Origin of the sequence: Nonomuraea sp. NPDC050478, from assembly GCF_044458265.1 — a bacterium.
GTDB classification, from domain to species: domain Bacteria; phylum Actinomycetota; class Actinomycetes; order Streptosporangiales; family Streptosporangiaceae; genus Nonomuraea; species Nonomuraea ferruginea.
In genome coordinates, this window is the sequence record NZ_JBITHT010000005.1 from 676,164 (window position 1) to 702,672 (window position 26,509).

General features: G+C 70.5%; 25 protein-coding genes and 1 pseudogene. 9 read left to right on the top strand and 17 right to left on the bottom strand.

The genetic code is table 11. The features are described from left to right. The first annotated feature begins 299 nt into the window (after positions 1-299). From ACIBF7_RS27995 to ACIBF7_RS28010, 4 genes are all read left to right on the top strand, one after another. A complete protein-coding gene (locus tag ACIBF7_RS27995) occupies positions 300-1,103 on the top strand; it encodes a hypothetical protein (RefSeq protein ID WP_364225565.1) in 804 nt (267 codons plus the stop codon). 170 nt (positions 1,104-1,273) lie between these two features. Next, on the top strand, positions 1,274-1,873 hold the full coding sequence (locus tag ACIBF7_RS28000; protein WP_364225562.1) for a hypothetical protein: 600 nt from the start codon (positions 1,274-1,276) through the stop codon (positions 1,871-1,873). 290 nt (positions 1,874-2,163) lie between these two features. After that, positions 2,164-2,685, top strand: coding sequence for a SigE family RNA polymerase sigma factor (locus ACIBF7_RS28005; protein WP_148037030.1), 522 nt, complete (start codon positions 2,164-2,166; stop codon positions 2,683-2,685). Beyond that, positions 2,682-3,878, top strand: a complete 1,197-nt coding sequence (locus ACIBF7_RS28010; RefSeq protein ID WP_397198509.1) for a hypothetical protein — start codon at positions 2,682-2,684, stop codon at positions 3,876-3,878. Before ACIBF7_RS28005 ends, ACIBF7_RS28010 begins: the two co-directional genes overlap by 4 nt. 79 nt (positions 3,879-3,957) lie before the next feature. On the opposite strand, the gene ACIBF7_RS28015 is transcribed toward ACIBF7_RS28010, so the two are convergent. Next, on the bottom strand, positions 3,958-5,121 hold the full coding sequence (locus ACIBF7_RS28015) for an acyl-CoA dehydrogenase family protein (RefSeq protein ID WP_397198510.1): 1,164 nt from the start codon (positions 5,119-5,121) through the stop codon (positions 3,958-3,960). Between the two features lie 126 nt (positions 5,122-5,247). Between ACIBF7_RS28015 and ACIBF7_RS28020 the strand changes: the two genes are divergently transcribed. Then, positions 5,248-6,561: a UDP-glucose dehydrogenase family protein gene (locus ACIBF7_RS28020; protein ID WP_397198511.1), complete on the top strand. Its 1,314-nt coding sequence runs from the start codon at positions 5,248-5,250 to the stop codon at positions 6,559-6,561. Here ACIBF7_RS28020 and ACIBF7_RS28025 read toward each other — a convergent pair. The 3 genes from ACIBF7_RS28025 to ACIBF7_RS28035 are packed head-to-tail and all read right to left on the bottom strand — an operon-like array spanning position 6,537 to position 9,108. Continuing rightward, positions 6,537-7,430: a GNAT family N-acetyltransferase gene (locus tag ACIBF7_RS28025; RefSeq protein WP_148037026.1), complete on the bottom strand. Its 894-nt coding sequence runs from the start codon at positions 7,428-7,430 to the stop codon at positions 6,537-6,539. The genes ACIBF7_RS28020 and ACIBF7_RS28025 overlap by 25 nt on opposite strands. Positions 7,431-7,453: 23 nt before the next feature. Next, on the bottom strand, positions 7,454-7,942 hold the full coding sequence (gene purE, locus ACIBF7_RS28030) for a 5-(carboxyamino)imidazole ribonucleotide mutase (protein WP_148037314.1): 489 nt from the start codon (positions 7,940-7,942) through the stop codon (positions 7,454-7,456). 14 nt (positions 7,943-7,956) lie between these two features. Next, a complete protein-coding gene (locus tag ACIBF7_RS28035) occupies positions 7,957-9,108 on the bottom strand; it encodes a 5-(carboxyamino)imidazole ribonucleotide synthase (protein WP_397198512.1) in 1,152 nt (383 codons plus the stop codon). Between the two features lie 172 nt (positions 9,109-9,280). Between ACIBF7_RS28035 and ACIBF7_RS28040 the strand changes: the two genes are divergently transcribed. Next, complete coding sequence (locus tag ACIBF7_RS28040; protein ID WP_148037024.1) at positions 9,281-9,763, top strand: GtrA family protein; 483 nt, start codon at positions 9,281-9,283, stop codon at positions 9,761-9,763. On the opposite strand, the gene ACIBF7_RS28045 is transcribed toward ACIBF7_RS28040, so the two are convergent. The 8 genes from ACIBF7_RS28045 to ACIBF7_RS28080 form a co-directional block, all read right to left on the bottom strand. Continuing rightward, on the bottom strand, positions 9,747-11,024 hold the full coding sequence (locus tag ACIBF7_RS28045) for an ATP-binding protein (RefSeq protein ID WP_148037023.1): 1,278 nt from the start codon (positions 11,022-11,024) through the stop codon (positions 9,747-9,749). The genes ACIBF7_RS28040 and ACIBF7_RS28045 overlap by 17 nt on opposite strands. A 2-nt stretch (positions 11,025-11,026) precedes the next feature. Further along, the gene (locus ACIBF7_RS28050) at positions 11,027-11,695 is read right to left on the bottom strand and encodes a response regulator transcription factor (RefSeq protein ID WP_012888073.1); all 669 of its coding nucleotides are present in this window, start codon (positions 11,693-11,695) and stop codon (positions 11,027-11,029) included. Positions 11,696-11,924: 229 nt separating this feature from the next. Further along, positions 11,925-12,410 carry a bacterioferritin gene (gene bfr, locus ACIBF7_RS28055; protein ID WP_148037022.1) on the bottom strand — a complete coding sequence of 162 codons (486 nt, stop codon included), beginning with the start codon at positions 12,408-12,410 and terminating at the stop codon, positions 11,925-11,927. Between the two features lie 17 nt (positions 12,411-12,427). Next, a complete protein-coding gene (locus ACIBF7_RS28060) occupies positions 12,428-12,604 on the bottom strand; it encodes a bacterioferritin-associated ferredoxin (protein ID WP_148037021.1) in 177 nt (58 codons plus the stop codon). Positions 12,605-12,701: 97 nt separating this feature from the next. Then, entirely contained in the window at positions 12,702-13,322 is a 621-nt protein-coding gene (locus ACIBF7_RS28065; protein WP_148037020.1) for an MBL fold metallo-hydrolase, read from the bottom strand. Then, positions 13,323-14,408 (bottom strand): S-(hydroxymethyl)mycothiol dehydrogenase, encoded by a 1,086-nt coding sequence (locus tag ACIBF7_RS28070; protein WP_397198513.1) that lies wholly within the window; start codon positions 14,406-14,408, stop codon positions 13,323-13,325. Positions 14,409-14,505: 97 nt separating this feature from the next. After that, entirely contained in the window at positions 14,506-15,018 is a 513-nt protein-coding gene (locus ACIBF7_RS28075; RefSeq protein WP_148037018.1) for a PH domain-containing protein, read from the bottom strand. 32 nt (positions 15,019-15,050) lie between these two features. Beyond that, positions 15,051-15,866, bottom strand: coding sequence for a biotin--[acetyl-CoA-carboxylase] ligase (locus ACIBF7_RS28080; RefSeq protein WP_364225539.1), 816 nt, complete (start codon positions 15,864-15,866; stop codon positions 15,051-15,053). 81 nt (positions 15,867-15,947) lie between these two features. On the opposite strand from ACIBF7_RS28080, the gene ACIBF7_RS28085 reads away from it, so the two are divergent. Next, entirely contained in the window at positions 15,948-18,152 is a 2,205-nt protein-coding gene (locus ACIBF7_RS28085; RefSeq protein ID WP_397198514.1) for an FdhF/YdeP family oxidoreductase, read from the top strand. Between the two features lie 40 nt (positions 18,153-18,192). On the opposite strand, the pseudogene ACIBF7_RS28090 reads toward ACIBF7_RS28085, so the two are convergent. After that, positions 18,193-18,366, bottom strand: a pseudogene (locus tag ACIBF7_RS28090) (zinc ribbon domain-containing protein); the annotation flags it as partial. A 27-nt stretch (positions 18,367-18,393) separates the two neighbouring features. Further along, a complete protein-coding gene (locus ACIBF7_RS28095; protein ID WP_397198515.1) occupies positions 18,394-19,389 on the bottom strand; it encodes an RNA-guided endonuclease InsQ/TnpB family protein in 996 nt (331 codons plus the stop codon). A gap of 108 nt (positions 19,390-19,497) precedes the next feature. On the opposite strand from ACIBF7_RS28095, the gene fdhD reads away from it, so the two are divergent. Together fdhD and ACIBF7_RS28105 are read left to right on the top strand one after the other, a co-directional pair. Then, positions 19,498-20,340, top strand: coding sequence for a formate dehydrogenase accessory sulfurtransferase FdhD (gene fdhD / locus ACIBF7_RS28100; protein ID WP_397198516.1), 843 nt, complete (start codon positions 19,498-19,500; stop codon positions 20,338-20,340). Between the two features lie 66 nt (positions 20,341-20,406). Beyond that, positions 20,407-21,483, top strand: coding sequence for an epoxide hydrolase family protein (locus ACIBF7_RS28105; protein ID WP_271278364.1), 1,077 nt, complete (start codon positions 20,407-20,409; stop codon positions 21,481-21,483). A 9-nt stretch (positions 21,484-21,492) separates the two neighbouring features. On the opposite strand, the gene ACIBF7_RS28110 is transcribed toward ACIBF7_RS28105, so the two are convergent. From ACIBF7_RS28110 to ACIBF7_RS28120, 3 genes are all read right to left on the bottom strand, one after another. Then, complete coding sequence (locus tag ACIBF7_RS28110) at positions 21,493-24,108, bottom strand: phosphoenolpyruvate carboxylase (protein WP_148037013.1); 2,616 nt, start codon at positions 24,106-24,108, stop codon at positions 21,493-21,495. A gap of 68 nt (positions 24,109-24,176) precedes the next feature. Further along, positions 24,177-25,739, bottom strand: a complete 1,563-nt coding sequence (locus ACIBF7_RS28115) for a hypothetical protein (protein ID WP_271280398.1) — start codon at positions 25,737-25,739, stop codon at positions 24,177-24,179. Next, positions 25,736-26,506: an ABC transporter ATP-binding protein gene (locus tag ACIBF7_RS28120; RefSeq protein WP_148037011.1), complete on the bottom strand. Its 771-nt coding sequence runs from the start codon at positions 26,504-26,506 to the stop codon at positions 25,736-25,738. Before ACIBF7_RS28120 ends, ACIBF7_RS28115 begins: the two co-directional genes overlap by 4 nt. Between the last annotated feature and the right edge of the window lie 3 nt (positions 26,507-26,509).

Sequence of the window (26,509 nt, forward strand, 5' to 3'; positions counted from 1 at the left end):
GCCGAAGAGAGTGCCTCCGCAGGATTCGAACCCGCGGCACCCGATTTAGGAGAGCACGAGGCATTTCTAGTCCAATTTGTCCATCAATGGGCAATGTATGGCTGATCACACGTGTTTGGCTCCTCGGCGAGGATCTCCCGACGCTCATCGCTTGACGGGTATCCGGCCTGGCCAACACCCTGATCGTGGCAGGAGGTACGCAAGGCGTTCCCGCTCCTCAGATGCGGGTGTGCTTCCACGGTTGGCGCCCTGGAACCGGCGTAGTTATAGCTGTTGGGGGGCAGTGGATAATGGTGTCCATGGATCTGGCGCCCGATCAACAGGCCCTGTTGGAATGTGTGCCTCATGACGGTTCCGCGATCAGCAATCTCACTGTGCAAAAGCGTCTCGGGTGGGAGACCGATCGTTACTGGGCGGCGCGCGATGCGTTAGTGGATGCCGGGATGGTCATCCGTGGCAAAGGCAGGGGCGGCACGATCCGCCGGTTTGTGGACGTAGGGCCGCCTGCTGATGTGGTGTCGGTACCCGTAGGCGTGATGGATCCGGCGCGGGAGGTCGAGGCGGTCATCCAAAGCGAGCTCGCGCTCTACGAGCCGATGCGCAAGGTGATCGCCGGCGATTGGGCCAGAGATCACCGTGCCGATCCTTTGGCGGTCGAGGTGACCGCGTTACAGGGACGTCGGAGTACGGGGGGTACCTGGTCCCGCCCGGACATCGTCAGCGTGGAGATCCGGACCTTCGCCTACGTGCCGGGCAAGCACCTGGAACTGGCCACCTTTGAGATCAAGTTGGCCGCCGCTTTGAATGTGCAGGCGGTATTCGAGGCCTTGGCCCACCGCAGGTCCGCCACCCGTTCCTACGTCCTGGCACACATACCTGTCGCCGAGGCTGTGGCGATGGAGGACATCGTCGGCGATATCGCTGAAGTGGCGCGTTCCCACGGCATCGGCCTCATCACGGCGGGCGACGCTGAGGATTACGAGACCTGGGAGGAACGAGTGGAGGCTCGACGTGTCGAGCCAGATCCTGAGCGGCTGGATACCTTCATCGCTACCCAGCTGACCGAGCGAACCAAGAACTTGATCTCGCGGCGGCTCCGGTAGGCCCACCACCATCGTCAAGCCGCAGCCTGCGCTCGGAACGTTCTAGAGCCCTCAGCGTATCCGCGAATACGGCGGACGCCTGCGAACCATCCCCCGATCCGGCACCCGAGGGACGCCGGCAGCCCGCCGGCCAGCGCATCCGTGCAGATATCGGCCACGCCGCCACGACCGTGACCATCGAGGACACCGACGGCACCTTCCGCATCACCATGCAGGCCGGGCAAGTCATCGCCGAAGCCCCAGCACCAACGAAAGGTCACCTCGCGGAGGGTAGAACTGCGTCCATGGACATGATCAAGCTGCAGCAGGCGTTAGACGACCTCTTCGACCTGTCCCTGCTGCGGCACGGCTTCGTGGACTACTCGCGCGACTACCAGCTCGTGGTCCTCCCGATGCCCGATCCCCGGACCGGAACCACACCGCCGCCGCTGCGTTACCTGTTCCGGTACTGCGTGCAGGCCACCTGCACCACCGCGCTACCGGCCCGAACCTGGCGGGTCTCGCTCGATGACCGGCTCACCACCTGGGAAACCGGGGTGGAGTACGACGGATACATCTGGGGCGTCAACTGGCAGGCGCTTTATCCCGGCGCCACGCTCATCGCCGACTCACCCACCGCCCGCAGCTGGGCCACAGCCATCGGCATCGACTTCCATGAAGTCCGGATCGAGACCAACGTGCACGACCTCACCCTGGTCTTCTCCGACCTGCACATCGAAGAACTTCCGCCCCCGTCACCGGGACACGGCCACCAATTCCCGGTTCAATAGGGCACCAAGAGAACGACAGATCATCTAGCCGGAGTGTCACCCACCTCCCGAGCCGGATCTGTCACACGGGTCCTGAGACCTGACAAAAGATGTGTTGTCCCGGGACATGCTTGACGCGGGAGTCCCAAGACACCGATGACAGGTGCCGCTGTGGGCGAGCCTGGCGGATATATCCGTTGTCGAGCAGCGCTCTCGGCCTGTGGTGGCCGGCAGCGTACTCGCACGCGACCCTGACGGGACCGAACCTTTCGACGCGTCACCGGCGTCCGTAACGGTCGAGAGGAGTCATTTTGGATCGCAATGACAGCTTCCGCGAGTTCGTCGCCGCCCATCAGCAGGCGCTGATGCGCACCGCGTACCTGCTCACGGGAGACGCCCACCAGGCCGAGGACCTGCTGCAGAGCGCCCTGCTGAAGGTGTTCGGCCGCTGGTTCAGGCTGTCGCGCGTCGAGTATCCCGAGGCGTACGCGCGCAAGGTGCTGCTGAATCAGTACATCTCGTGGCGACGGCGCCGGGTCAGGGCCGAGCTTCCGACCGCCGACCCGCCCGACCGGCTGTACTCGAGCGAGGACTCCACCATCGTGCGGCTCGTCATGCGCCGGGCTCTCATGCGGCTGCCGCCCCGGCAGCGGGCGGTGATCGTGCTGCGTTACTACGAGGACCGGACCGAACGCGAGACGGCCGAGTTGCTGAACTGCTCGGTCGGCACGGTGAAGAGCCAGGCCCACTACGCGCTGGCCCGTTTACGCGAGCTGGCACCCGAACTGGCGCCGAAACTCTCAGACCTGGAAGCAGAGGAGGCCCGCCGATGACCTGGCTACGGGACGTGCTCGTCGATCTGGCCGACGACTCTCCGCAGGTGGACCTGGCAGAACGTACGATCGCGGCACATCACCGCAGGCGGCGTACGGTGGTCTCGCTCCTCGCGGCGGGCATGGTCGTGGTCGTCGCTCTTGGTGCGACGGCCGCCGTCCGGCTGCTGCCCGACAGGCGGCAGGAGGCCGCTTCCACGGGCGACCTGCCGGCGCGCGGGGTGGGGCCGCTGAGCCACGCGTACAAGACCTTCTGCGAGCCTGCCCGCGGGGAGGCGCCGAAGGGCTGCAGAGACGGAGGCTGGCGGGTGGTCACCCGGAGCGGCGAGACCTACCACGTGCCGGACGCGCTGCGCAGCCTCGCTCCCGGCCGCACCGGCCTGCGCGACAGCCCGCTGGCGATCAGCCGCGACGGCCGCAAGATCGCCTACTACAGCGCCGATGAAGGCACCTTCCAGGTCCGCGACCTGGCCTCGGGCCGGAAGACGACGGCCGCGCAGAAGGTGCCCAAGAGCCTGCTGGGCAGCGTCTCGCGACTGATGCTGTCGGACGACGGGCGGTTCGTCGCCTTCAGCAAGGTTCCGGACTTCAAGGATCCCGCGCTGCTCATCGACATGCGTGGCGGGGCCGTCCGCGAGTTGCCCAACCGCTGGGTCCCCATCGGTCTGTCCCCGGACGGCGCGACCATCACCCTCGCGGAGTACTCGCCGCGATCACGGCTGCGGACGATCTCCAACCTGTGGCCCAGTTCTTCCAAGGGCGACACCACGTCGGTCATCCTGCCGGTGGACTACCACTTCAGCCCTCTCGCCCCCGATGGCAGAACCGTCGCGGTGATCGAGAACCTCAGCACCGCCGAGCGGCCGTGCCGCCGCGGCGACCTGGCCCTCATGGACACGCTCACCGGAGAGAAGCGGAAACCGACCGTCATCAGCGGCCTGCCCGCCGATGTCTCCCAGATCTCGCTGCGCACCTGGCTCAGCGCCGAGGAGGTCACCGCTCTCACCATGTCCGTGCGGTGCAGGCCGGCGTCCGACGTGCCGGACGACGAGCCCGCGGTGATCGACCAGCCGTACCGGACCATGACCGCGTACGCGGTGAACGTCAGGACCGGCAAGGCCAGGAAGCTCGCCACGTACAGAGCGCATGGCTTCTTCGAGATCGTCCTGCCCGGCCCTCCCGGGGCGCTATGACCTCAGGTGTGAACCGGGATCCCGGGACGACGAACCCCGCCCGTCCAGCGAGGCAGGCGGGGTTCGTGCACGTCAACGACTACTTGAGGAGCTGCCGGGCCATCACCATGCGCTGGATCTGGTTGGTGCCCTCGTAGATCTGCGTGATCTTGGCATCGCGCATCATACGCTCCACCGGGAAGTCCTTCGTGTACCCATACCCGCCCAGCATCTGCACCGCGTCCACGGTGATCTCCATAGCCGCATCGGAAGCAGCGCACTTGGCCGCGCTCGACAGGAACGTGAGGTCCTTCTGCGGCTCACCCTTCATGGCCCGCTCCGACTTGGCCGCCGCGTGATAGGTGAGCTGCCGCGCCGCCTCCAGCTTCATCGCCATGTCCGCGAGCATGAACTGCACGCCCTGGAAGTCGGCGACGGCCTTGCCGAACTGCTTGCGCTCCTTGACGTACCCGACCGCGTAGTCCAGCGCTCCCTGCGCGATGCCGAGGGCCTGCGCGGCGATGGTCACCCGGGTGTGGTCCAGGGTGGCCAGCGCGGTCTTGAACCCGGTCCCGGGCGCGCCGATCATCCGCGGTTCGGGGATGCGCACGTCCTCCAGGATCACCTGACGCGTCGGGGAGGCCTTGATGCCGAGCTTGCGCTCCTTGGGCCCGAACGAGACGCCCTCGTCCGACTTCTCCACCACGAAGGCGGAGATGCCGCGCGCCCCGGCCGACGGGTCCGTGACGGCCATGACCGTGTAGTACTCGGACACGCCCGCGTTGGTGATCCACATCTTGGTGCCGTTGAGCACGTAGTGGTCGCCGTCGAGGACGGCGCGGGTCTTCATGGCGGCGGCGTCGGAGCCCGCCTCCGGCTCGGAGAGCGCGTACGAGAACATGGCGTCGCCGCGGGCCACGGCGGGCAGGTACTGCTGCTTGAGCTCCTCGGAGGCCGACAGCATGATCGGCACGGTGCCGAGCTTGTTGACGGCGGGGATCAGCGAGGAGGAGGCGCAGGCGCGGGCGACCTCCTCGATGACGATGACGGCGGCCAGCGCGTCGCCGCCGGCTCCTCCGTACTGTTCCGGGACGTGGATGGCGTGCAGGTCGGAGGCGACCAGGGCCTTGTAGACGTCCCAGGGGAACTCCTCGGCCTCGTCCGCCTCCGCGGCGCGGGGGGCGATCTTCTCGTCGGCGAGGGCCCTGACCGTCTCCCGGAGCATGTCGTGCTCTTCGGCGGGCGCGTACAGAGGAAAGCTCATGCACAGATAGTAGGACGTCCGAGCATCTTGCTACCAACCGGTACGGTTTGTGCTTGAGAAGAGGTGGCACGAAGAAGGGTGGGCGCGGGCCTGTAGCATTCCTCCGCAATGGAAAGGAGCTCACTCGTGCCATATCGCCTGACGGTGATCGGGACCGGCTACCTGGGCATCACGCATGCGGCCTGCATGGCGGATCTCGGCTATGAGGTGCTCGGCCTTGACATCGACGCCGACAAGGTCCGCTGCCTCAACAACGGCGAGCTCCCCATCCACGAGCCAGGGCTCGAACCCGTGCTCCGCCGCGGCCTCGAGTCCGGCCGCCTGCGCTTCACCACCTCCTACGAGGAGGCCGGCGCGTTCGGCGACGTCCACTTCGTCTGCGTGGGCACGCCGCAGAAGAAGGGCGAGTACGCCGCCGACGTGTCCTACATCGACGCCGCGATCGACTCGCTGGCCCCCCATCTCGACCGCGCGTCCCTGGTCGTCGGCAAGTCGACGGTCCCGGTCGGCACCGCGTCCCGGCTGGCCGACCGGCTGGCCACGCTGGCTCCGGCGGGCGAGCAGGCCGAGCTGGCGTGGAACCCCGAGTTCCTGCGCGAGGGCTTCGCCGTGCAGGACACGCTCCACCCCGACCGCATCGTGCTGGGCGTGCGCTCCGAGCGGGCCGAGAAGGTGCTGCGTGAGGTCTACGAGCCGCTCGGCGACGTGCCGATGGTGGTGACCGACTTCCCGACGGCCGAGCTGGTCAAGACCGCCGCCAACTCCTTCCTGGCCACCAAGATCTCCTTCATCAACGCGATGGCCGAGGTGTGCGAGGCCGCTCACGCCGACGTGCAGCAGCTCTCGCTCGCGCTCTCGTACGACGACCGGATCGGCGGGCGTTACCTGAACCCGGGGCTCGGATTCGGCGGCGGCTGCCTGCCGAAGGACATCAGGGCGTTCATGGCGCGGGCCGGCGAGCTCGGCGCCGACCAGGCGCTGACGTTCCTGCGCGAGGTGGACGCGATCAACATGCGCCGCCGCGCCCGCATGGTCGACCTGGCCCGCGAGCTGGCCGGGGGTTCCTTCCACGGCTGCACGGTGGGCGTGCTCGGCGCCGCCTTCAAGCCCAACTCCGACGACATACGCGACTCCCCCGCCCTAGACGTGGCGGTGACGATCGGGCGGCAGGGCGGGCGGGTCACGATCTACGACCCGATCGCGCTCGACAACGTCCGCAAGGCACACCCCCAGCTCGCCTACGGCGAGTCTGCCCTCGACGCGGTACGGGGCGCGCACGTCGTGCTGCTGCTGACGGAGTGGCAGGAGTTCCTGGACCTGGACCCGGAGGCGCTGGGCGAGGTCGTGGCCACCCGCAAGATCGTCGACGGGCGCAACGCGCTCAACGCCGAGGCGTGGCGCTCCGCCGGGTGGCACTACCGGGCGCTGGGCCGCCCCTGACGCACCCACTGGGTGTGCACCGGCCGGTAGCCCTGGCGCGCCCAGAACGGGCCTGACAGCGGGTTCGCCACCGCGTGGTGCAGCAGCGTCGTGGCCACGCCCCACGCGTCCAGCCGGGCGTGCGCGGCGGCGGCCAGCGCCGCGCCGACACCCCGGCCCCGTACGGCGGGGTCGGCGTACATGACGCCCAGGTAGGCGGCCGGCATCCGGGTCACCATGGAGGCGATCCACCGCGACCGGGGCGGCGGGTCGACGATGACGACGCCGGTCACCGCGCCGTCGTGCTCGGCCACCCAGGCCCACGAGCGGGGCAGCGTGCCGGTGAGATGCTCCCTGATCCTGGCGGGCGTCGACGGCCGCGGCGTGACCCAGCCGAACTGCGCGTCGTACGCCACCAGCGCCTCGTACAAACGCGCGATCCCGTCCAGGTCGTCAGCGGTGGCGGGCCGTACGCGCGGGTCCGTGGCCTGCCCGGCCGGGAGCCTGCGGGGGCGGGCGGCGACGGTGACCGTCGGGGCGAAGCCGCGGACGGCCAGGGCGCGGACGGCGGCGGTGTCGCGGCTGGGCCACAGCACCGCGAGCGGGCCGGGCTCCCGCCGGGGCGCGGCCGTCCACGCGTCCAGCAGCGCGCCGAGCGCCGCCTCCGGGTCGGGGCCGCCGACGCGGGCGTGCAGCCGGTGGACGACGAGCGGGCCCCAGGTGGCGTTGAGTGTGTCAAGGCCGGAACGGTCCATCGAGGCCAGGCCGACGGCGCCGGGCACCTCGACGAGTTGCTCCCCGAGGCCGGGCTTGGGCAGCCGGTCCTGACCGCCGGCCAGCGGGTCGGCGGCGCGTACCCGGGCGGCGTGGCCCGCGAGCACGTCCAGCACGGCCCTCTCCCGGGGCGGGCGGATCAAACGGCCGGCTTCAGCGCCGCCGCCTCGGCGCGCAGCCGTTCGCCCTTGGCGTGCGCCTGCTCCTTGAGCCGCTCCTGGAACTCGACCATGCGGGCGCGCAGGGTGGCGTCCGTGGCGGCGAGGATGCGTACGGCGAGCAGGCCGGCGTTGCGGGCGCCGCCGACCGCGACGGTCGCGACGGGCACCCCGGCCGGCATCTGGACGATCGACAGCAGGGAGTCCATGCCGTCGAGGTACTTCAGCGGCACCGGCACCCCGATCACCGGCAGCGGCGTGACGGAGGCGAGCATGCCGGGCAGGTGGGCGGCGCCGCCCGCGCCCGCGATGATGACCTCGACGCCGCGGCCGGCCGCCTGCCTGCCGTACTCGATCATCTCGGCGGGCATCCGGTGGGCGGAGACGACGTCGGCCTCGAACGGGATCCCGAACTCGGCGACCGCCTCGGCGGCGGCCTTCATCACCGGCCAGTCGGAGTCGCTGCCCATGACGATGCCGATGCTCACGTGTACTCCCCGGTCATCAGGTAGACGGCGGCGTGGCGGGCGCGGGCCCTGACCTCGTCGAGGTCGTCACCGACGGCGGTGACATGGCCGATCTTACGGCCGGGGCGCACCTGCTTGCCGTAGAAGTGCACCTTGACGGCCGGATCGTGGGCCATGACGTGCTCGTACCGCTTGAACAGGTCGGGGTCGTCGCCGCCGAGCAGGTTGGCCATGACGACCACCGGAGCGGTCATGGCGGGCGTGCCGAGCGGCAGGTCGAGCACGGCCCGCAGGTGCTGCTCGAACTGGGAGGTGCGGGAGCCCTCGATGGTCCAGTGGCCGCTGTTGTGCGGGCGCATGGCCAGCTCGTTGACGAGCAGCCCCTGCCGGGTCTGGAACATCTCGACGGCCAGCAGGCCGGTGACGCCCAGCTCGTCGGCGATCCGCAGGGCGACGCGCTGCGCCTCGGCGGCCTCCTCGGGGTCGAGCCCGGGGGCGGGGGCGAGCACCTCTACGCAGATGCCGTCGCGCTGCACGGTCTCCACGACCGGGTAGCTGACGCCCTGGCCGTGCGGGGAACGGGCGACGAGCACGGCGAGCTCGCGCTCGAACGGCACGAACGCCTCCGCGAGCAGCGGGCCGCCGGCGGCGGCGAACGCCTCGGCCGCGGCCTCCTCCGAGTCGCACACCCACACGCCGCGGCCGTCGTAGCCGCCGGTGACCGCCTTGAGCACCACCGGCCAGCCGTGCCCGGCGGCGAACGCGGCCGCCTCGCCGGGGCCGGAGACGCGGGCCCAGGCCGGGCACGGGGCGCCGATCGCGGTCAGCCGCTCACGCATGACGGCCTTGTCCTGGGCGTGGACGAGGGCGTCGGCGCCGGGGTGGACGGCGTGGCCGTCGTCGATGAGCGCCCGGATGTGCTCGCCGGGGACGTGCTCGTGGTCGAACGTGATCGCGTGACAGCCTTCGGCGAACGCGCGCAGGTCGTCGAGGGAGCGGTAGTCGCCGACGCGGGTGTCGACGATGACCCGGGCGGCGCTCTCGTCAGAGGACCCGGCCAGCACGCGCAGTTCGACGCCGAGAGCGATGGCGGGGGGCTGCGACATCCGGGCGAGCTGTCCGGCGCCGACGATGCCGACGACGGGGCCGATGGGACTGTATGCGTTCACGTGAGGTGAGCATACCGGCCGCATTCGGAGCGCTCACAGGTAGAGCGCCCTCGGTACGAACCGCGTTATAACGGGCAGTCTTCAGGAAAGAAGATGCTGACACGCCACGGTGAGGTACCCCGGTACGCTGAAGTGGTCATGGCGTGACGAGGCGGAAGGGCCGAGCAGACACGTGCGGTTCGTCAAGAGCTTGTACCAGCGGTTCGCCGCCCTTCTGCATGAGCTGACGAAGTTCGGCATCGTCGGAGGGCTCGCCTTCCTGATCGACCTGGGCGCGCTCAACTTCTTCCACCTGGTCGTCGGCATCGGGCCGATGACCTCGAAGGTCTTCGCCACGACGATCTCGACCACCTTCGCGTACGCGGGCAACCGCTTCTGGACGTTCCGCCACCGCGAGCAGAGCGGGCTGGGGCGCGAATACTTCCTGTTCTTCCTGATGAACGGCATCGCGCTGCTGTTCGGCGTGCTGGTGATCGGGTTCACCACCTACACGCTCAAGTTCGACGACCCGGTCAGCCTCAACATCGCCAACATCGTCGGCGTCGGCCTCGGCACCCTCTTCCGCTACTGGTCCTACAAGAAGTGGGTGTTCCTGGAGGCGACCACGCCGATCCCGGCCGAGCTGCCCGCGATCGAGCTCAGGCAGGACCGCTGACCACGCGATTCCTGCCCGGGGCGTCGGCCGGGCGCAGGAAGACGGCGAACGTCGCGGGCCTCCTCCGTACGAGCTCCAGCCGTCCGCCGTCGGCGGCGGCGAGCGCGCGGGCGAGCGTCAGCCCGAGACCGGTGCCGCCGCCCCCGCTCACGTTCCTGTCGAAGATCTTGGGTGCGATCTCGTCGTCGATGCCCGGCCCCTCGTCGGTCACCTCGGTCACCACGTAATTGTCGCCGCTCGTCGTGGTGACGGTGACGGTGCCGCCGCCGTGGCGCAGGGAGTTCTCCAGCAGCGTGGCGATGACCTGGCCGAAGCCGCCGGTGGTGGCCAGCGCCTTGAGGTCGCGGGTGCCTTCGAGCACGAGCCTGCGTCCCACGCCGCGGAAGACGGGGTCCCACTCCGTCACCTGCTGGACCAGCACCTGGTCGATCGAGGTCGGCTCGGCCTGGGAGTGACGCTGGCGGCGGGCCGCGGCGAGCAGCTCGTCGATCACCGCCGTGAGCCGCTCGGCCTGCACGATGGCCGCCTCGCCCTCCTCGCGCACGACCTCCGGGTGGTTGGAGGCGGCGACGATCTCCTCCAGGCGCATGGTGAGGCCGGTCAGCGGGGTGCGCAGCTGGTGTGAGGCGTCGGTGGCGAACTCGCGCTCACGGGTGAGCAGGTCGGAGATGCGGGTGGCGCTGCGGTCGAGGACCTGGGCCACCCTGTCGAGTTCGGGGATGCCGTAGCGGTGCTTGCTCGGCCGGGCGTCCCCGGAGCCGAGCCGCTCGGCGATCATGGCGAGGTCGCGCAGGGGCAGCGTGAGCCGGCGTGTCTGCACGATGGCCAGGCCGACGGCGACGGCGAGAGCCGCGACGGCCAGGGCGACGATCAGCAGCAGGCGCGCGTACACGTCCTGCTCGACCTGTGCCCTGTCGCGGCTCACCCGGACGAAGATGCCGCTGTCGGACTCCGCGTCCTCGGTCATCTGCTGACCGGACGGCGGTGGCGTGCCGACGACGGTGGCCTTCGGGGGGTTCCCGCGTTCGAATATCTGGATGTAGCGATCCGGATATTTCTGCTCCAGTTGCTGCGGGTCGAGCGGCGTCTCCTGGATCCGGGCGTACTCGACCTCGCCCACCAGGCGTGTCGCCTCCGCTCTGAGCTGCTGGGCGGCATCATCGACGATCAGCCGGCTGACGACGACGCCCAGGGGCACTCCGAGCAGAAGGACGGCGATGCCCGCGACGAGGAGGGTTGAAGTGAGCAGGCGTCGGCGCATGCCTACTCGCGTTCGAAGCGGAAGCCGACTCCCCGGACGGTGGTGATGTAACGAGGCTTCGCCGCGTCGTCCCCCAGCTTGCGGCGCAGCCAGGAGATGTGCATGTCGAGCGTCTTGGTCGAGCCCCACCAGTTGGTGTCCCACACCTCGCGCATGATCTGCTCGCGGGTGACGACCTTGCCCGCGTCGCGCACCAGCACGCGCAGCAGGTCGAACTCCTTGGTGGTGAGGTGGAGCTCCTTGTCGCCCATCCAGGCGCGGCGTGAGTCGGCGTCGATGCGGACGCCCTGGACCACCGGGGTCTCGGACGTGCCGCGCCGCAGCAGTGCCCGCACCCGGGCGAGCAGTTCGGCGAGCCGGAACGGTTTGGTGACGTAGTCGTCGGCGCCGGCGTCGAGGCCGACCACCGTGTCCACTTCGTCAACGCGTGCGGTGAGGATCAGCACCGGAGTGCCGTGCCCCTCCGCACGTATGCGGCGCGCCACCTCCAGGCCGTCCATCTCCGGAAGGCCCAGGTCCAGGACGATGAGGTCGATGCCACCCGACAGTGCCCTCTCCAGGGCCTGCGGGCCGTCGGGGCTCACCTCAACCTGGTAGCCCTCGCGGCGCAGGGCGCGCGCGAGCGGCTCGGAAATCGAGGTGTCATCCTCGGCGAGAAGTACGCAGGTCATGAGGCGATCGTAGGTCCTTAGGCGATCGTTTCCCGGGCACAGCGCGCGGTTTGACTCGTAGTTGACCTATCTATTGACCTGGGCAAACGCGACTAAATGTCGGTTAGTCGTGATTAAATTACCGCGATACTCGGGGCTAAACCCTTACGTCCCCCAGAAACGCGCGCACCCGCCGGGAAAACCGGCGGGCGGGGGTCGCATGACGGAAGTTCGGGCGCGGGCGGCGGGCTCAGTCGTCGCTGGACGGCGGCTCGGCGTAGCGGGCGAGGTAGAGCTGCTCACCGAGCGTCTGGATGAGTTCGAGCTCGGTCTCCAGGTAGTCGATGTGCTCCTCCTCGTCCTCGAGGATCTCCTCGAAGATGCGGGCGGAGGTGATGTCGCCCTTCTCGCGCATCAGCGCGATGGCGGGCCGCAGCCGTTCCACGACGCCCAGCTCGACGTCCAGGTCGGCCCGGAGCTGCTCGGGCACCGTCTGCCCGATGTGGAGCGTGCCCAGCCGCTGGTAGTTGGGCAGTCCCTCCAGGAACAGGATGCGATCGGTGAGCCGCTCGGCGTGTCGCATCTCGTCGAACGACTCCGCGCGGGTGTGCTCGGCGAGTTTCGTGTAGCCCCAGTTCTCCTGCATCTTGGCGTGCAGGAAGTACTGGTTGATCGCCGTGAGCTCCGCGGTCAACTGCTCGTTGAGCAGCTCGATGATCTGCCTGTCACCCTGCATGAAACAAGCCCCTTGTGCTATGCGGTCGTGAGTTCCTCCGACCTTTTCAGCATCGCACAGATCTTTCGTACACACCGGGCGCAGTCGCCCCCGGCGCCCGTGGTGTCGCGTACCTGCTTCGCGCTCTTGGCGCCCGCGGCGATGCAGTCGTGAACCTCGTTCTCGGTCACGGCACGACAGACACACACGTACATCCGGGGCAGCCTCTCAGGGGAACAACTCAGGTAAGGCACACCTAAGGTAGCCCACTGAGGTAAGGCTTGCCTATGTGAGGTCCGCCATAAGGCGGATTCAGTGACCTCGGGTGATCCACTCCTCCAGGTGCGGCGCCTCCGCGCCGATCGAGGTCGAGTCGCCGTGACCGGTGTGCACGACGGTCTCGGGAGGCAGCGTGAGCAGCCGCTCGCGGATCGACTCGATGATCGTGTCGAAGGACGAGTAGGACCGCCCGGTCGCCCCCGGCCCGCCCTTGAACAACGTGTCGCCGCTGAACAGCGCGCCCACCTCGGGCGCGTACAGGCAGACCGCGCCGGGCGCGTGGCCGGGGGTGTGCAGGACCTGCAGCTCGATCCCGCCGGCCTCGAACTTGTCGCCGTCGGCGAGCGGTTCGTACGCGACCTCGTCCCCGTAGACCTGCTCCCAGAGCACCTGGTCGGCGGGGTGCAGCCGGATCGGCGCGCCGGTGCGGCGGGCCAGGTCGGCGGCGGCGTTGATGTGGTCGTTGTGCGCGTGGGTGCAGACGATGGCCCGCACGCTGCGCCCGCCGACCCGCTGGGCGATGGCCTCGGCGTCGTGGGCGGCGTCGATGACGACGACCTCACGGGCGTCGCCGACCAGCCAGACGTTGTTGTCGACGTCCCAGGTGCCGCCGTCGAGCGAGAAGGTGCCGGAGGTGATGACCTTGTCGAGCATTTAGAGGATCACCACCGACCGCAGCACGTCGCCGCGCTCCATCTTGTGGAAGGCCTCTTCGACCTGGTCGAGCGCGATCGTCTCGGTGACGAACTTGTCGAGCGGCAGCCGGTGCTGCAGGAACAGGTCGATGAGCATCGGGAAGTCGCGGGTCGGCAGGCAGTCGCCGTACCACGACGACTTCAGCGCGCCGCCCCTGCCGAACACGTCCAGCAGCGGCAGGTCGATGCGCATCTCGGGGGTGGGCACGCCGACCAGCACCACGGTGCCGGCCAGGTCGCGGGCGTAGAAGGCCTGCTCGTACGTCTCGGGCCTGCCGACCGCCTCGACCACCACGTCGGCGCCGAAGCCGCCGGTGAGGTCGCGGATCGCCTCGACCGGGTCGCTCTCGCGGGAGTTGACAGTGTCGGTGGCGCCGAAGCCGCGCGCCCACTCCAGCTTGCGCTCGTCGACGTCCACCGCGATGATCTTGGATGCGCCGGCCAGGGAGGCGCCGAGGATGGCCGCGTCGCCGACGCCGCCGCAGCCGATGACCGCGACCGTGTCGCCGCGGGTGACGCCGCCGGTGTTGATGGCGGCGCCGAGGCCGGCCATCACGCCGCAGCCCAGCAGCCCGGCCACGGACGCGGGCGCCTCGGCCGAGACCTTCGTGCACTGCCCGGCGGCGACCAGCGTCTTGCCGAGGAAGGCGCCGATGCCGAGCGCGGGCGACAGCTCGGTGCCGTCGGTCAGGGTCATCTTCTGGGTGGCGTTGTGGGTGTTGAAGCAGTACCACGGCCGGCCGCGCAGGCACGCCCGGCACTGGCCGCAGACGGCCCGCCAGTTGAGGATGACGAAGTCGCCGGGCTCCAGGCCGGTGACGCCCTCGCCGACCGCCTCCACGACGCCGGCCGCCTCGTGCCCGAGCAGGAACGGGTAGTCGTCGCTGATGCCGCCCTGGCGATAGTGGAGGTCGGTGTGGCAGACCCCGCACGCCTGCACGGTCACCACCGCCTCGCCCGGGCCCGGGTCGGGGACGAGCACCGTTTCAAGTGAGACTTCCTGGCCCTTACCTCGGGCGATGACACCCTGAACTTCGTACGGCATGCCAGCCATCTTGTGTCCAGGAGGGTGATCTCCGCAAGACATGGGGCCGCACCACGCCGAGACCTCTCACCGGCCGCCGCCCGAGCCGCTGCACAGGCTACCGGCCGTCGATCTCGCCGTCGGAGGCGTCCTCCAGGAGCCGGAACAGCTCGGTGCGGACCTCCTGGATCCGCGGGATGTCGCGCAGCACGATCTCACCCCGCTCGCCGGCGGACTCGACGGTGAGGGTGCCGCAGCCCAGCAGCCGCTCGAAGAGCGTCTGGTCGGAGCTGACGGTGTTGACCTTCGCCATCGGGATCTCGTCGGTCGACTTGTTGAGCACGCCGGTGCTGATCGAGAACCGGTGGGTGGTGAGGACGTAACCGGTGTTCTTCCACTGCAGGTACGGGACGAACGACCAGATCGTCATGAGGATCAGCCCGATGACGACGACCGCGATGCGGGCGTAGGAGGCGTACTCCCAGGTGTCCGGGACGAAGTAGATCGCCGCGCCGGAGGCCGCGGCGATCAGGAGGAGCGCGATGAAGGGGACGACCAGCCGCTTCCAGTGCGGGTTGAAGGACCGGACGCGGCGCTCACCTTGTGTCAGGTGGTGGTCGGGAATGGTCATGGGCAAATGGTGCCACCTCGGCCGATCGGCGGCTACGTCGTGGCCCGAACATGCACGACGTCGCCCGCGCTCAGCGCGTAGGCCCGGTCCTCGGCGCTCACCTGAAGGTGGCCCGACCGGTCGACGCCGGTGGCGCGTCCGGTGAGCACGCTGCCGCCGGGCAGCTCCACCCGCACGTCGCGGCCGACGGTGGCGGAGCGGGCCAGGTAGGCGGCGCGCAGCCCGCAGGCGTCGGCGTCGCCGCCCGCCTCGTCCCACTCGCGGTAGTGGGTCTCGACCTCCCGCAGCACGGCCCGCAGCAGCGGGTCGCGGTCGACGCAGGCGGCCTTCTCCACGGCCAGCGAGGTCGCGGTGGCGACGGGCAGCTCGTCCTCGCTCAGCAGCACGTTCAGCCCGATGCCGATCACTACCCCGCCCTCGACCCTCTCGGCGAGCACCCCGGCCAGCTTCCGCTCGCCGATCAGCAGGTCGTTGGGCCACTTCAGGCGCACGTCCACCTCGGCCAGGCGGCGCACCGCGGACGCGGCGGCCACGCCGAACAGCAGCGGCAGCCACCCGTACGCGGTGACCGGCGCCTCGGGCCTGAGCAGGACCGAGAACGTCAGCCCCGCGTACGCCGGAGCGGTCCAGGGGCGGCCCAGCCTGCCGCGGCCCGCCACCTGCTCCTCGGCGGCCAGCACCGCGCCCTCGGGCGCGCCGTCCCTGGCGGCCTTGGCGAGGTCGGCGTTGGTGGAGCCGGTGCTGTCGACGACCCTGATGCCCGTCCACAGCGAGCCGGGGCGGACCAGGGCGCGGTTGAGCGCCGCCTCGGACAGGGGTGGCCGGTCGAGGTCGTGGTAGCGAGACATCCCCCCATCCTGTCGCATCCGCCTGCCGGACTCCGGAAGGGCCGGGCGGAACCACGGATCGGCCAGGAGCAAGATGGACGCATGAGCAAGCGACTGGATCCGCGCAACTGGGCCTCGTGGCGGCCGTTCGGCCTCGGGCTGCGCAAGCCGAACAACTACCTGGAGCTGATCAAGGCCTTCCGGTCGGTCAAGGGCAACAGGCGCTACGCGTGGCGGATCCTCACCCGGGGGACGTGCGACGGGTGCGCGCTCGGCACCAAGGGCATGCGCGACTGGACCATGCGGGAGGTCCACCTGTGCAACATCAGGCTGCGGCTGCTGCCGCTCAACACGATGCCCGCGCTCGACGTGTCGGTGCTGGCGGACGCCGACCGGCTCGCCGGGAAGAGGAGCGCCGAGCTCCGGGAGCTGGGGCGGCTGCCGTACCCGATGCTGCGGCGCGCCGGCGAGCCCGGCTTCACCCGCGTGTCGTGGGACGAGGCGCTGCGGGTGGCGGCCGGCGGGCTGCGCGACGCGCGCTTCGGCGCCTACCTGACCAGCCGCGGCATGCCGAACGAGAACTACTACGCGGCCCAGAAGGCGGTGCGGGCGCTCGGCACCAACAACGTCGACAACGCCGCCCGCATCTGCCACTCGCCGTCGACGGTGGCGCTCAAGGACACCATCGGGGCGGCGGCCACGACCTGCTCGTATCAGGACTGGATCGGCTCCGACCTGATCGTGTTCATCGGGTCGAACCCGTCGAACAACCAGCCGGTGGCGATGAAGTATCTCTACCACGCCAAGAAGGCCGGCACCCGGATCGCGATGGTCAACGCCTACCGCGAGCCCGGCATGGAACGCTACTGGGTGCCGTCCAACGCCGAGTCGGCCCTGTTCGGCACGAAGATCACCGATGAGTTCTTCGGGGTTCACCAGGGCGGCGACATCGGCTTCCTCAACGGGGTGCTCAAGCACCTGATCGAGAACGACTGGATCGACGAGAAGTTCGTCGCCGGGCACACCACCGGCTTCGAGGAGGCCCGCCGGGCCGTGTCGGAGCAGTCGTGGGAGGTGCTGGAGGCGCTGTCGGGGTCGACCAGGGACGAGATGCTGCGCCTGGCCAGGATGCTGGGCGAGGCCCGCTCCGCCGTGCTGGTGTGGTCGATGGGCATCACCCAGCACACCCACGGCGAGGACAACGTACGCGCGATCGTCAACCTGGCGCTGGCCAGAGGCTTCGTGGGGCGCGACGGGTGCGGGCTGATGCCGATCCGCGGCCACAGCGGCGTGCAGGGCGGTGCCGAGATGGGGGCGTACGCGACCGGGCTGCCGGGCGGGCTGCCCGTCACGCCGGAGAACGCGGCGAAGTTCTCCGGGATGTGGGGGTTCGAGGTGCCTTCTTCGCCGGGGCTGACGGCGACCGACATGATCGACGCGGCGCACGCGCGGGAGCTGGACGCGCTGGTCTCCTCCGGCGGCAACTTCCTGGAGGTGCTGCCCGACCCCGGCTACTGCCGGGAGGCGTTGTCCCGGCTCAAGCTGCGGGTGCACATCGACATCGTGCTGTCGTCGCAGATGCTCGTGCCTGCCGAGGGCGACGTGCTGCTGCTGCCCGCGCAGACGCGCTACGAGATGGCGGGCGGGGTGACCGAGACGTCGACCGAGCGGCGGGTGATCTTCTCGCCGGAGGTGGAGGGGCCGCGGATCGGCGAGGCGTGGCCGGAGTGGAAGATCTTCACCGAGCTGGCCGCCACCACACGTCCCGAAATTTCAAGACTCGTGAGGTTCACCGGCACGCCCGCGATCCGCGAGGAGATCGAGCGCGCGGTGCCCTTCTACGAAGGCATCGCCGGGCTGCGGCGGTTCGGCGACAGCGTCCAGTATGGCGGCCGCCACCTCTGCCCCGACGGCCGCTTCCCCACCCCCGACGGGCGGGGCGGGTTCTCGGCGGTCGATCCACCGGCGCTGGAGCGGCCCGACGGCGCGTTCTCCGTCGCCACCCGGCGCGGCAAGCAGTTCAACAGCATGGTCCACGAGCGCATGGACGGCTTCAACGGCGCGATGCGCGAGGCCGTGCTGATGAGCCCCTACGACGCCGACCGGCTCGGCCTGCCCGACGGCACCCCGGTCGAGCTGCGCGCGGGCGAGCGCTCGTACCGGGGCAAGGTGCTGCGCGCCCCGCTCGTGCCCGGCAACCTGCAGGTCCACTGGCCGGAGGGCAACGTGCTGCTGGACGAGACGCGCCGGTCACCGCAGGCGCGGATCCCCGACTACAACGCCGTCGTCACCGTGCGGGCGCTTTGACATCCTCCCTCGCCTGAAAAGCGGGGGATTCCAACGCCAACTACCCCACGAGGAGGAGGTCGCGTTGAGGTTCGCGGTTCACAGGCCCGCCCAACGGCGGGCCTCCCTGCGCAGCAACCGCATGCCCTGCGGCCGTATCCCTGATGTTCCTGGCCGCGTTCACGTCGGCGTGCGCCTGATGCCCGCAGGCCACGCAGCGGAATCGAGATTGGCTCTGTCTCGATCCGGCGGCGCGGTGCCCTCAGGCGTTGCAGGTCTGCGACGTGTAACGCGGGTTGATCTTCTGGACGCGGCCGGGAGCCTTGTGCTCCAGGCGTTCCACGAGCAGGCCCCACCCGCTGGCGAGGATGCCCCGGTTCAGGCCCGCCTTCTGGCGGACGTTGCGGCCCGGCGCGTCGAGCGTCCCTTTAGCCGTCCGGGTCATGCCGGAGATCTTGAGGTCTTCGACGGCGATCATGTCGAAGCGGCGGGCCAGACCGGTCGAGGTCTTCTCGATCCAGTCCTTGCGCCGGTCGCTCTCGCGCGCCTTCAGCTTCGCGATCGCCGCCTTGACCCTGCCGCGCCGGTTCGACCCGCGCTTGGCCCGCGCCAACTTCCGCAGCAGACGCGCCAACCGCGTCTTCTCGATGTCACGCAAGGCAGGCGCGTTCAGCGTCTCGCCGGTGGACAGCGCCGCCGAGACGGCAACTCCCCGGTCCACGCCGACGACGACGCCCGTACCGGGCGCGGGGATCGGCTCCGGGATCGCGGCGAACGCCACATGCCAGCGGCCCGCCGCATCGCGGGTCACCCGGAACGACTTGACGCCTCCGGGGATAGGGCGGGACCAGCGGAACCGCACCCAGCCCACCTTGGGGATCTTGACCTCGCCCACCTGCCGGGACAGGCGGCGGACGTCACCGGCCTCGGCGGCGACGATCCGGAAGCCTTCGCCCCGCCCTCGCTTGCGCCAGGTCGGACGCCGGTGGGTCTTGCCGAAATAGTGGGCCATGGCCTGGGCAAAGTCCTTGAGCGCTTGCTGCTGGACGATGATCGACCCCGTCCGCAGCCACGCGAACTCCGCGCGGGCCTCGGTCAGCTGACGGCACTGCTCGGCGAATCCGGGCGCGCTCTTGCGTCCTGGCTTCCAGTGAGCGTGCTGCTCAACGGCCAAATTCCACATGTATCGGGCATGCCCGCAGTGCTCCAGCAAGACCTGCTCTTGGGCGGGCGAGGGCTGGAGCCGGTAGCGGGACACGCCGATCAAACTACCGACCGCCACCGACAGAATCCGGGAGACAGAAGTGTCCGGCCGTACCGCGTTTCCTCCCCGCCCTGAAGGACGGGGCATCCACGCTGCAGGTGCTTGGTGAGCAGGCCCGGCCCCACCACCCGGGCCCGGATCCGCGAGCTGAACGGGCGCACGGCCCGCGAGCGCCGCGACAACCTGGCCACCGAGGAGCCGCTGGAGATACGGCTCGTCGGGCTCGGCGGGGCGCGCAAGACGGTGGCGATCACCATGCGCACGCCGGGGCACGACTTCGAGCTGGCCGCCGGGTTCCTGCACGGCGAGGGCCTGGCCGGGCCCGGGGAGATCGCGTCCATCGCGTACTGCACCGACGAGGACCTGCCGCCGGAGGAGCGCTACAACACCGTCACCGTGCGGCTGCGCGGGCCGATCCCCGACCTGCCCGCCCTGGAGCGTCACTTCGTGACCTCCAGCGCGTGCGGCGTGTGCGGCTCGGCGAGCCTGGACCGGCTGCACGAGCGGTGCGCCCCGCTCCCGCCGGGCGGGCCGCCCATCGACCCCGAGGTCCTGTACGGGCTGCCGGACGCGTTGCGCGCGGGCCAGGGCGTGTTCGGCAAGACCGGCGGGCTGCACGCGGCCGGCCTGTTCACCGCCGACGGCGCCCTTCTGGCGGTACGGGAGGACGTCGGCCGGCACAACGCCGTCGACAAGCTCGTCGGCTGGTCGGCCATGAACGACCGGCTGCCGCTGGCCGGGCACGTGCTCATGGTGAGCGGCCGGGCCGGCTACGAGATCATGCAGAAGGCGCTGGCGGCCGGGGTGCCGGTGGTGTGCGCGGTGTCGGCGCCCTCGTCGCTGGCGGTCGACCTGGCCATGGAGTTCGGGCTGACGCTGGTGGGCTTCCTGCGGGGGGAGCGGTGCAACGTCTATGCCGGCCATGAGCGGATTCTTATGGAATGAAGCATTCCGTTCTGCTATAGTTGGGGAACAGAACAAGCCGTTCCGTTCTCTTCCGAGGAGCCTCCCGTGATCCGTCCCTTCCGCATCGAGATCCCCCAGGCCGACCTCGACGACCTGCGGGCCCGCCTGGCCCTGACCCGCTTCGCCGACGAGATCCCCGGCGCCGACCAGGGCGTCCCGGTCTCGCGGGTCCAGCGGCTGGTCTCGTACTGGCGCGACGGTTTCGACTGGCGGGCCGTCGAGGCCCGCCTCAACGCCCACCCGCAGTTCGTCACCGAGATCGACGGGCAGGACATCCACTTCGTCCACGTCCGCTCCGACAACCCGGACGCGCTGCCGCTGATCCTCACCCACGGCTGGCCGGGCAGCTTCGCCGAGTATCTCGACGCCATCGAGCCCTTGTCGCGCCACTTCCACCTGGTCGTCCCGTCGCTGCCCGGCTACGGCTTCTCCGGCCCGACCAGGGAGCTGGGCTGGAACAACGTGCGCATCGCCCGCGCCTGGGCCGAGCTGATGGCCCGCCTCGGCTACACCCGCTACGGCGCGGTGGGCAACGACGCCGGCTCGATGATCTCTCCCGAGATCGGCCGGGTGGACCCCGGCCACTGCGTCGGCGTCCACGTGACCCAGCTCTTCTCCTTCCCGTCGGGCGACCCGGCCGAGTTCGCCGGCCTCTCGGAGGAGGACCAGCAGGGCCTGGCCGTCCTCGACTGGTTCTGGAAGGAGAAGGGCGCCTTCAACGTCCTGCACTCGCAGCAGCCGCAGACCCTGGCCCACGCCCTCATGGACTCCCCCTCGGGCCTGGTCGGCTGGCTGGCCCAGCTCTTCGACGAGGACCTGGACGACGACTTCGTGCTGACCCACGCCGCCATCCACTGGTTCACCGGCACCGCCGCGTCGGCGCTCCGGCTCTACTGGGAGAACGCCCGCGCCGAGCAGCCCAAGGAGCCCACGACGGTGCCGATCGCGCTGGCGATGGGCGAGGGCGACTTCAAGTCGATCCGGCCGTTCGCGGACCGCGACCACACCCGGATCGTCTCCTGGAAGACGCTGCCGGCCCCGGCCCGCGGCCACTACACGGCCCACACCGCCACGGACGCCCTCACCTCGGACGTCCGCGACTTCTTCCTCAGCCTGACCTGACCCCCGGCATCAGCCCGTGTTCTGCAGACCTGCCGCCACCCCGTTGACGGACAGCAGGAGGAGCGTGGACAGGCGGTCGCGTTCGTGGTCGGACGGGTCGCCGGTGCGCAGCACCGTCAGGGCACGCAGTTGCAGGTGTGACAGGGCGTCGACGTACGGGTCGCGGAGCTGGACGGCGCGCGAGAGGACCTTGCGGTTCTCCAGGAGGCGCTTGTGGCCGGTGACCTTCAGCACCAGCCTGCGGGTGCGGTCGTACTCCTCCAGGACCTGCTCGGCGAAGTCGTCCCTGCCGCCGAGCGCCAGGTAGCGGGCCGCGATGGAGCGGTCGGTCTTGGCCAGCGACATCTCGGCGTTGTCGAGCAGCGAGTTGAACAGCGGCCACTCGGCGTAGGCGGCCTGCAGCTCCTCCAGGGAGTCGGCGGCCGCCAGGCCGGTGCCGATGCCGTACCAGCCCGGCAGGTTGACGCGGGTCTGGGCCCAGGCGAACACCCACGGGATGGCCCGCAGGTCGTCCAGCGAGCGCGGGGCGCCCAGGCCCCGGCGGGCCGGGCGGGAGCCGAGGCGCAGGGAGCCGATCTCCTCCAGCGGGCTGACCAGGGCGAACCATTCAGGGAAGCCGGGGGCCTCGGTGAGCGCGCGGTACGCCTCCTCGGACGCGCGGGCGACCCGCTCGGCGAGCGGGCGGAAGCGTTCGGCGGCGGCGGCGGTGCGGGCGCCGACCGCCGGGGAGGAGGCCAGCAGGACGGCGTTGGCGACCTGCTCCAGGTGGCGGCGGGCGATCGCCATGTGGGCGTAGCGGGCGAAGATGACCTCGCCCTGCTCGGTGACCTTGAATCGGCCGGCGACCGAGCCGGGCGCCTGGGCGAGCACGGCGCGGTTGGCCGGGCCGCCTCCCCGGCCGAGCGCGCCGCCGCGGCCGTGGAACATCCGCAGCTTGACGTCGTGCGCGGCGGCCCACGCCGTGAGCTGCTCCTGCGCCTCGTACAGGCGGAGGGTCGCGGCGGCCGGGCCGAGCTCCTTGGCCGAGTCGGAGTAACCCAGCATGATCTCCATGCGCCGCCCGGTGTCGGCCAGCCGCTGCTGGACCTGCGGGATGTCGAGCATGCCCGTGAGCACGCGGGGCGAGTTGACCAGGTCCTCGCCCGACTCGAACAGCGGCACCACGTCCAGCGCCAGCGGGCGCGCGCCGAGGGCGTGCGACACCAGCTCGTGCACGGCGGCGACGTCGTCGGCGGAGCGGGTGAACGAGACCACGTAGCGGGAGCAGGCCTCGACGCCGAACCGGTCCTGGATCCAGGCGATGACCCGGATCGTGGCCAGCACCTCCTCGGTGCGCTCCGACAGCTCGCCGCCCGCGCGGATCTCCTCCAGGGCCGCCGCGTGCACCTGGGAGTGCTGGCGGACCTCCAGCTCGGCCAGGTGGAAGCCGAACGTCTCCACCTGCCAGATCAGGTGCTGCAGCTCCCCGTACGCCTGGCGTACCGCGGTCTTGGCGAGCGAGTCCTGCGCGAGGCGCAGGTCGGCGAGCAGCTCGGCGGGGCCGCGGTAGGCGAGGTCGAGGTCGCGGCTGCGGGTGGCGGCGACGCGGGCGGCGACGAACAGCAGCCACTGCCGGTGCGGCTCCCGCGGCGACCGGGTGGCCAGCTCGGAGACCAGGTCGGGGTGGTGGTCGACGGCGGCGGCCAGCGCGGCGCGCAGCTCGGGCGAGGCGGGGGCGAACTGGGCCGAGGCGGTGAGCGTGCGGCCGATCCGCAGGCAGGCGTTCTCCAGGGCGGTGAGCACGTGCTCGGCCTGGATCTGGATGGCCTCGCGGGTGACCTTGGCGGTGACGTTGGGGTTGCCGTCGCGGTCGCCGCCGATCCAGCTGCCGAAGCGGATGAACGGCCGGGCGAGCGGCTCGCCGACGCTGTCGTGCAGCGCCGCGTCCAGCGACCGGTAGACCTGCGGCACCACCCTGAACAGGGTCTCGTCGAAGGCCGCCATGGCGGTGCGGACCTCGTCGAGCGGGTCCAGCCGGGTGTTGCGGAGCTGCGCCGTACGCCAGAGCAGGTCGATCTCCTCCAGCAGGCGGCGCCTGGACTCGGCCCGCTCGGAGGCGCCCCGCTCGGGCGCGTCGTACTCGGTGAGCTGGTGGCTGACGCGCTGGATGGCGGTGGCGACGGCGCGCCTGCGCGCCTCGGTCGGGTGGGCGGTCAGCACGGGGTGCAGCTCCAGGTCGCGGACGAGCTCGGCGACGCGCTCGGCGCCCAGCTCCTGCACGGCGTGCGCCAGCGACTCGCGCTGCACCCCGTCCTCGGTGTCGCGGCGGCGCAGGGAGCGGATGCGGTAGTGCTCCTCGGCCAGGTTGGCCAGGTGGAAGTAACACGTGAACGCGCGGGCGATCTCCACCGCCCGGTCGATCTCCCACCCGGACACCATCTCGACGATCTCGTCGCCGGACACCTCGCCTCTGCGGGCGGCGATGACGGCCTTGCGCAGGCGTTCGACGTCGGCCAGCAGATCTTCGCCGCCCTGCTCGGCGATCACCTCCCCGAGCAGGCTGCCGAGCAACCGCACGTCTCTGCGCAGCTCGTCGGGCATCTCGGTCACTGCGGCACTGCGATGCTCCAGCCCCTGGTCAATCATGCTTCGAAGCGTATACACCGCTTCCTGGACGCCGCAGAGGGGTCTCACTTATTGGACTAGACCACTGGTCAGGCGGGCTTCGAGACGGCGGCCAGCAGCTCGGGCATCCTGGCGAAGCCGATACGCGCGCCGAGCCTGCGGCCGAGCACCTCCGCGGCCAGGCCGTAGAAGGGCGCGAGCGCGCACACCCAGAGCAGGCCGAAGAGCATCGGCACGATGAACGGCAGCGTCAGCAGGGAGATGCCGACCATCGCGCCCATGGACGAGGCGAACGCCTGCCCGCCCTGGCCGGGCGCGGCGCCGGTGAAGGCGTTGAGCCGCTCGGGGATCGTGTACGGGATGACGACGCTGGTCACGGCGCCGACGCCGCACCCGATGCCCAGCGCGCCCAGGCCCGCGAAGACCGCCCAGACGATCGCGCCCGGACTGCCGGTCAGCACCCCGGTGACGACCGCGATCGCCACCAGCATCGGCGCCGCGACCAGCGCGTTGGCCAGGTGGCGGCCCGCCAGGTCGACGCTGAGACCGCGCTCGGAGCCGATCGCCACGGCGTTCATCCACAGGGAGCGGCCGTCGATGCCGAACGCGTTGCACAGCTGCAGCGACACCATCAGCCCGCCGGCCGCGGTGAGCATGATCGGCACACCGGGCCCGCTGGGGCCGTCACCCCGGCCGAACGAGATCGCCAGCACGGCGGTCACCACCACCGCGGTGAACCAGACGACGCGGTAGCGGGGCTCGCGCCGGATGTACTTGAGCTCCTTGGTCACCACGGCCGCCAGCGGCCCGTCGGGCACGATCCGGTCGACGAGACCGCTGTCACGGCGTACGGTGGCGGCCTCGTTCGACACGTCGGGCGTGACCAGGGCGCGGCTCAGCGCCTTGATCCACAGCCAGGCGGCGGCGACCACCACGAGCGCCACGACGGCCAGCTCGGCCACGCCCACCAGGCCGCCGTCGGCGATCGCGTGCGCGGCCATGCCGGAGGGCGTCCAGCGCAGCACGGCGGCGGTGCCGTGCAACAGCGACAGCGGGTCGCCCAGGTCGCTGTTGATCAGCAGGTTGGGCAGCTGGAAGAGCAGCACCGCGCCGATCGCGGCCACCGCGAGCACGTCGCGCCCGCGCCGGGTGCGCAGCGCGCTGGACAGCGAGGTGGTCACCAGCCGGGAGGCGACCAGGCAGAGCGCGAACTGCAGCAGCACGGCCGGCACGCCGATCAGGAACCCGCCGGCGCCGGAGGCCAGCCCGGCCAGCGCGCCGGCCGTGACGATCAGCGTCGCCGCCGGCCACACGCCGGTGGCCGAGGCGGTGAACATGCCCACGGCCAGCCGCGCGGTCGGCAGCGGGAACAGCGCAAGCCGCGCCGGGTCGAGCGTGTCGTCCAGGCCGAACGCCAGCAGTGGCACGATCATCCAGCTCACCAGGAACAGGGTGAACACCACGATGACGATGTCGGCGGCGATCTCCGGCTGCGCCAGCCGGACCAGGCTCATCAGGAAGAAGCCGAGCGCGGCCAGGAACGCGGCCATGACGAGGGTGAAGACGAAGCCGAGCTTGCGCGCGAGGTCTCCGCGCAGGTTGCCGGCCAGCAGGCGGAGCTTGAGCTCGGCGAAGAGGCGGACGGTGGTCACGGCGTGTCCCGCTGCCCGAGCCAGGTCAGCCCGGTGCCGCCGCCGGTCTGCGGGCCGCCGACGAGCTCCAGGAACGCCTGGTTGAGACTGCGCCCGTCGCGCACCCGCTCCAGCGGGCCCTGGGCGACGATGTGGCCGCCGTTCATCACCGACACCCAGTCGCACAGCCGCTCGACCAGGTCCATGACGTGGCTGGAGAAGATCACGGTGGAGCCGGAGGCGGTGAAGGCGCGCAGCACCTCGGTGAGGGTGTTGGCGCTGACCGGGTCGACGCCCTCGAACGGCTCGTCGAGGAAGAGCACGGACGGGTTGTGGAGCAGCGCCGCCGCCAGGCCGATCTTCTTGCGCATGCCGGTGGAGTAGTCGACGACGAGCTTGTCGGCCGCGCCGGCCAGGTCCATCAGCTGCAGCAGGTCGGTGGCGCGCCGCTCGACCTCCGCCTTGGGGATGCCGCGCAGCCTGCCGTTGTAGAGGAGCAGCTCACGGCCGGACAGCCGCTCGAACAGGCGCAGCCCCTCGGGCAGCACGCCGATGCGTGCCTTGACCGCGACGGGGTCGCGCCAGACGTGGAAGCCGTCGATCTCGGCGTGGCCGCCGTCGGGCCGGAGCAGGCCGGTGATCATGCTGAGGGTGGTGGTCTTGCCGGCCCCGTTGGGCCCGACCAGACCGGCGAAACTGCCCGCCGGCACGACCAGGTCGACGCCCGCGACTGCGATCTGCGGCCCGTATCTTTTGAACAGGCCGCTGGTCCGAACGGCATCCTTCATGAA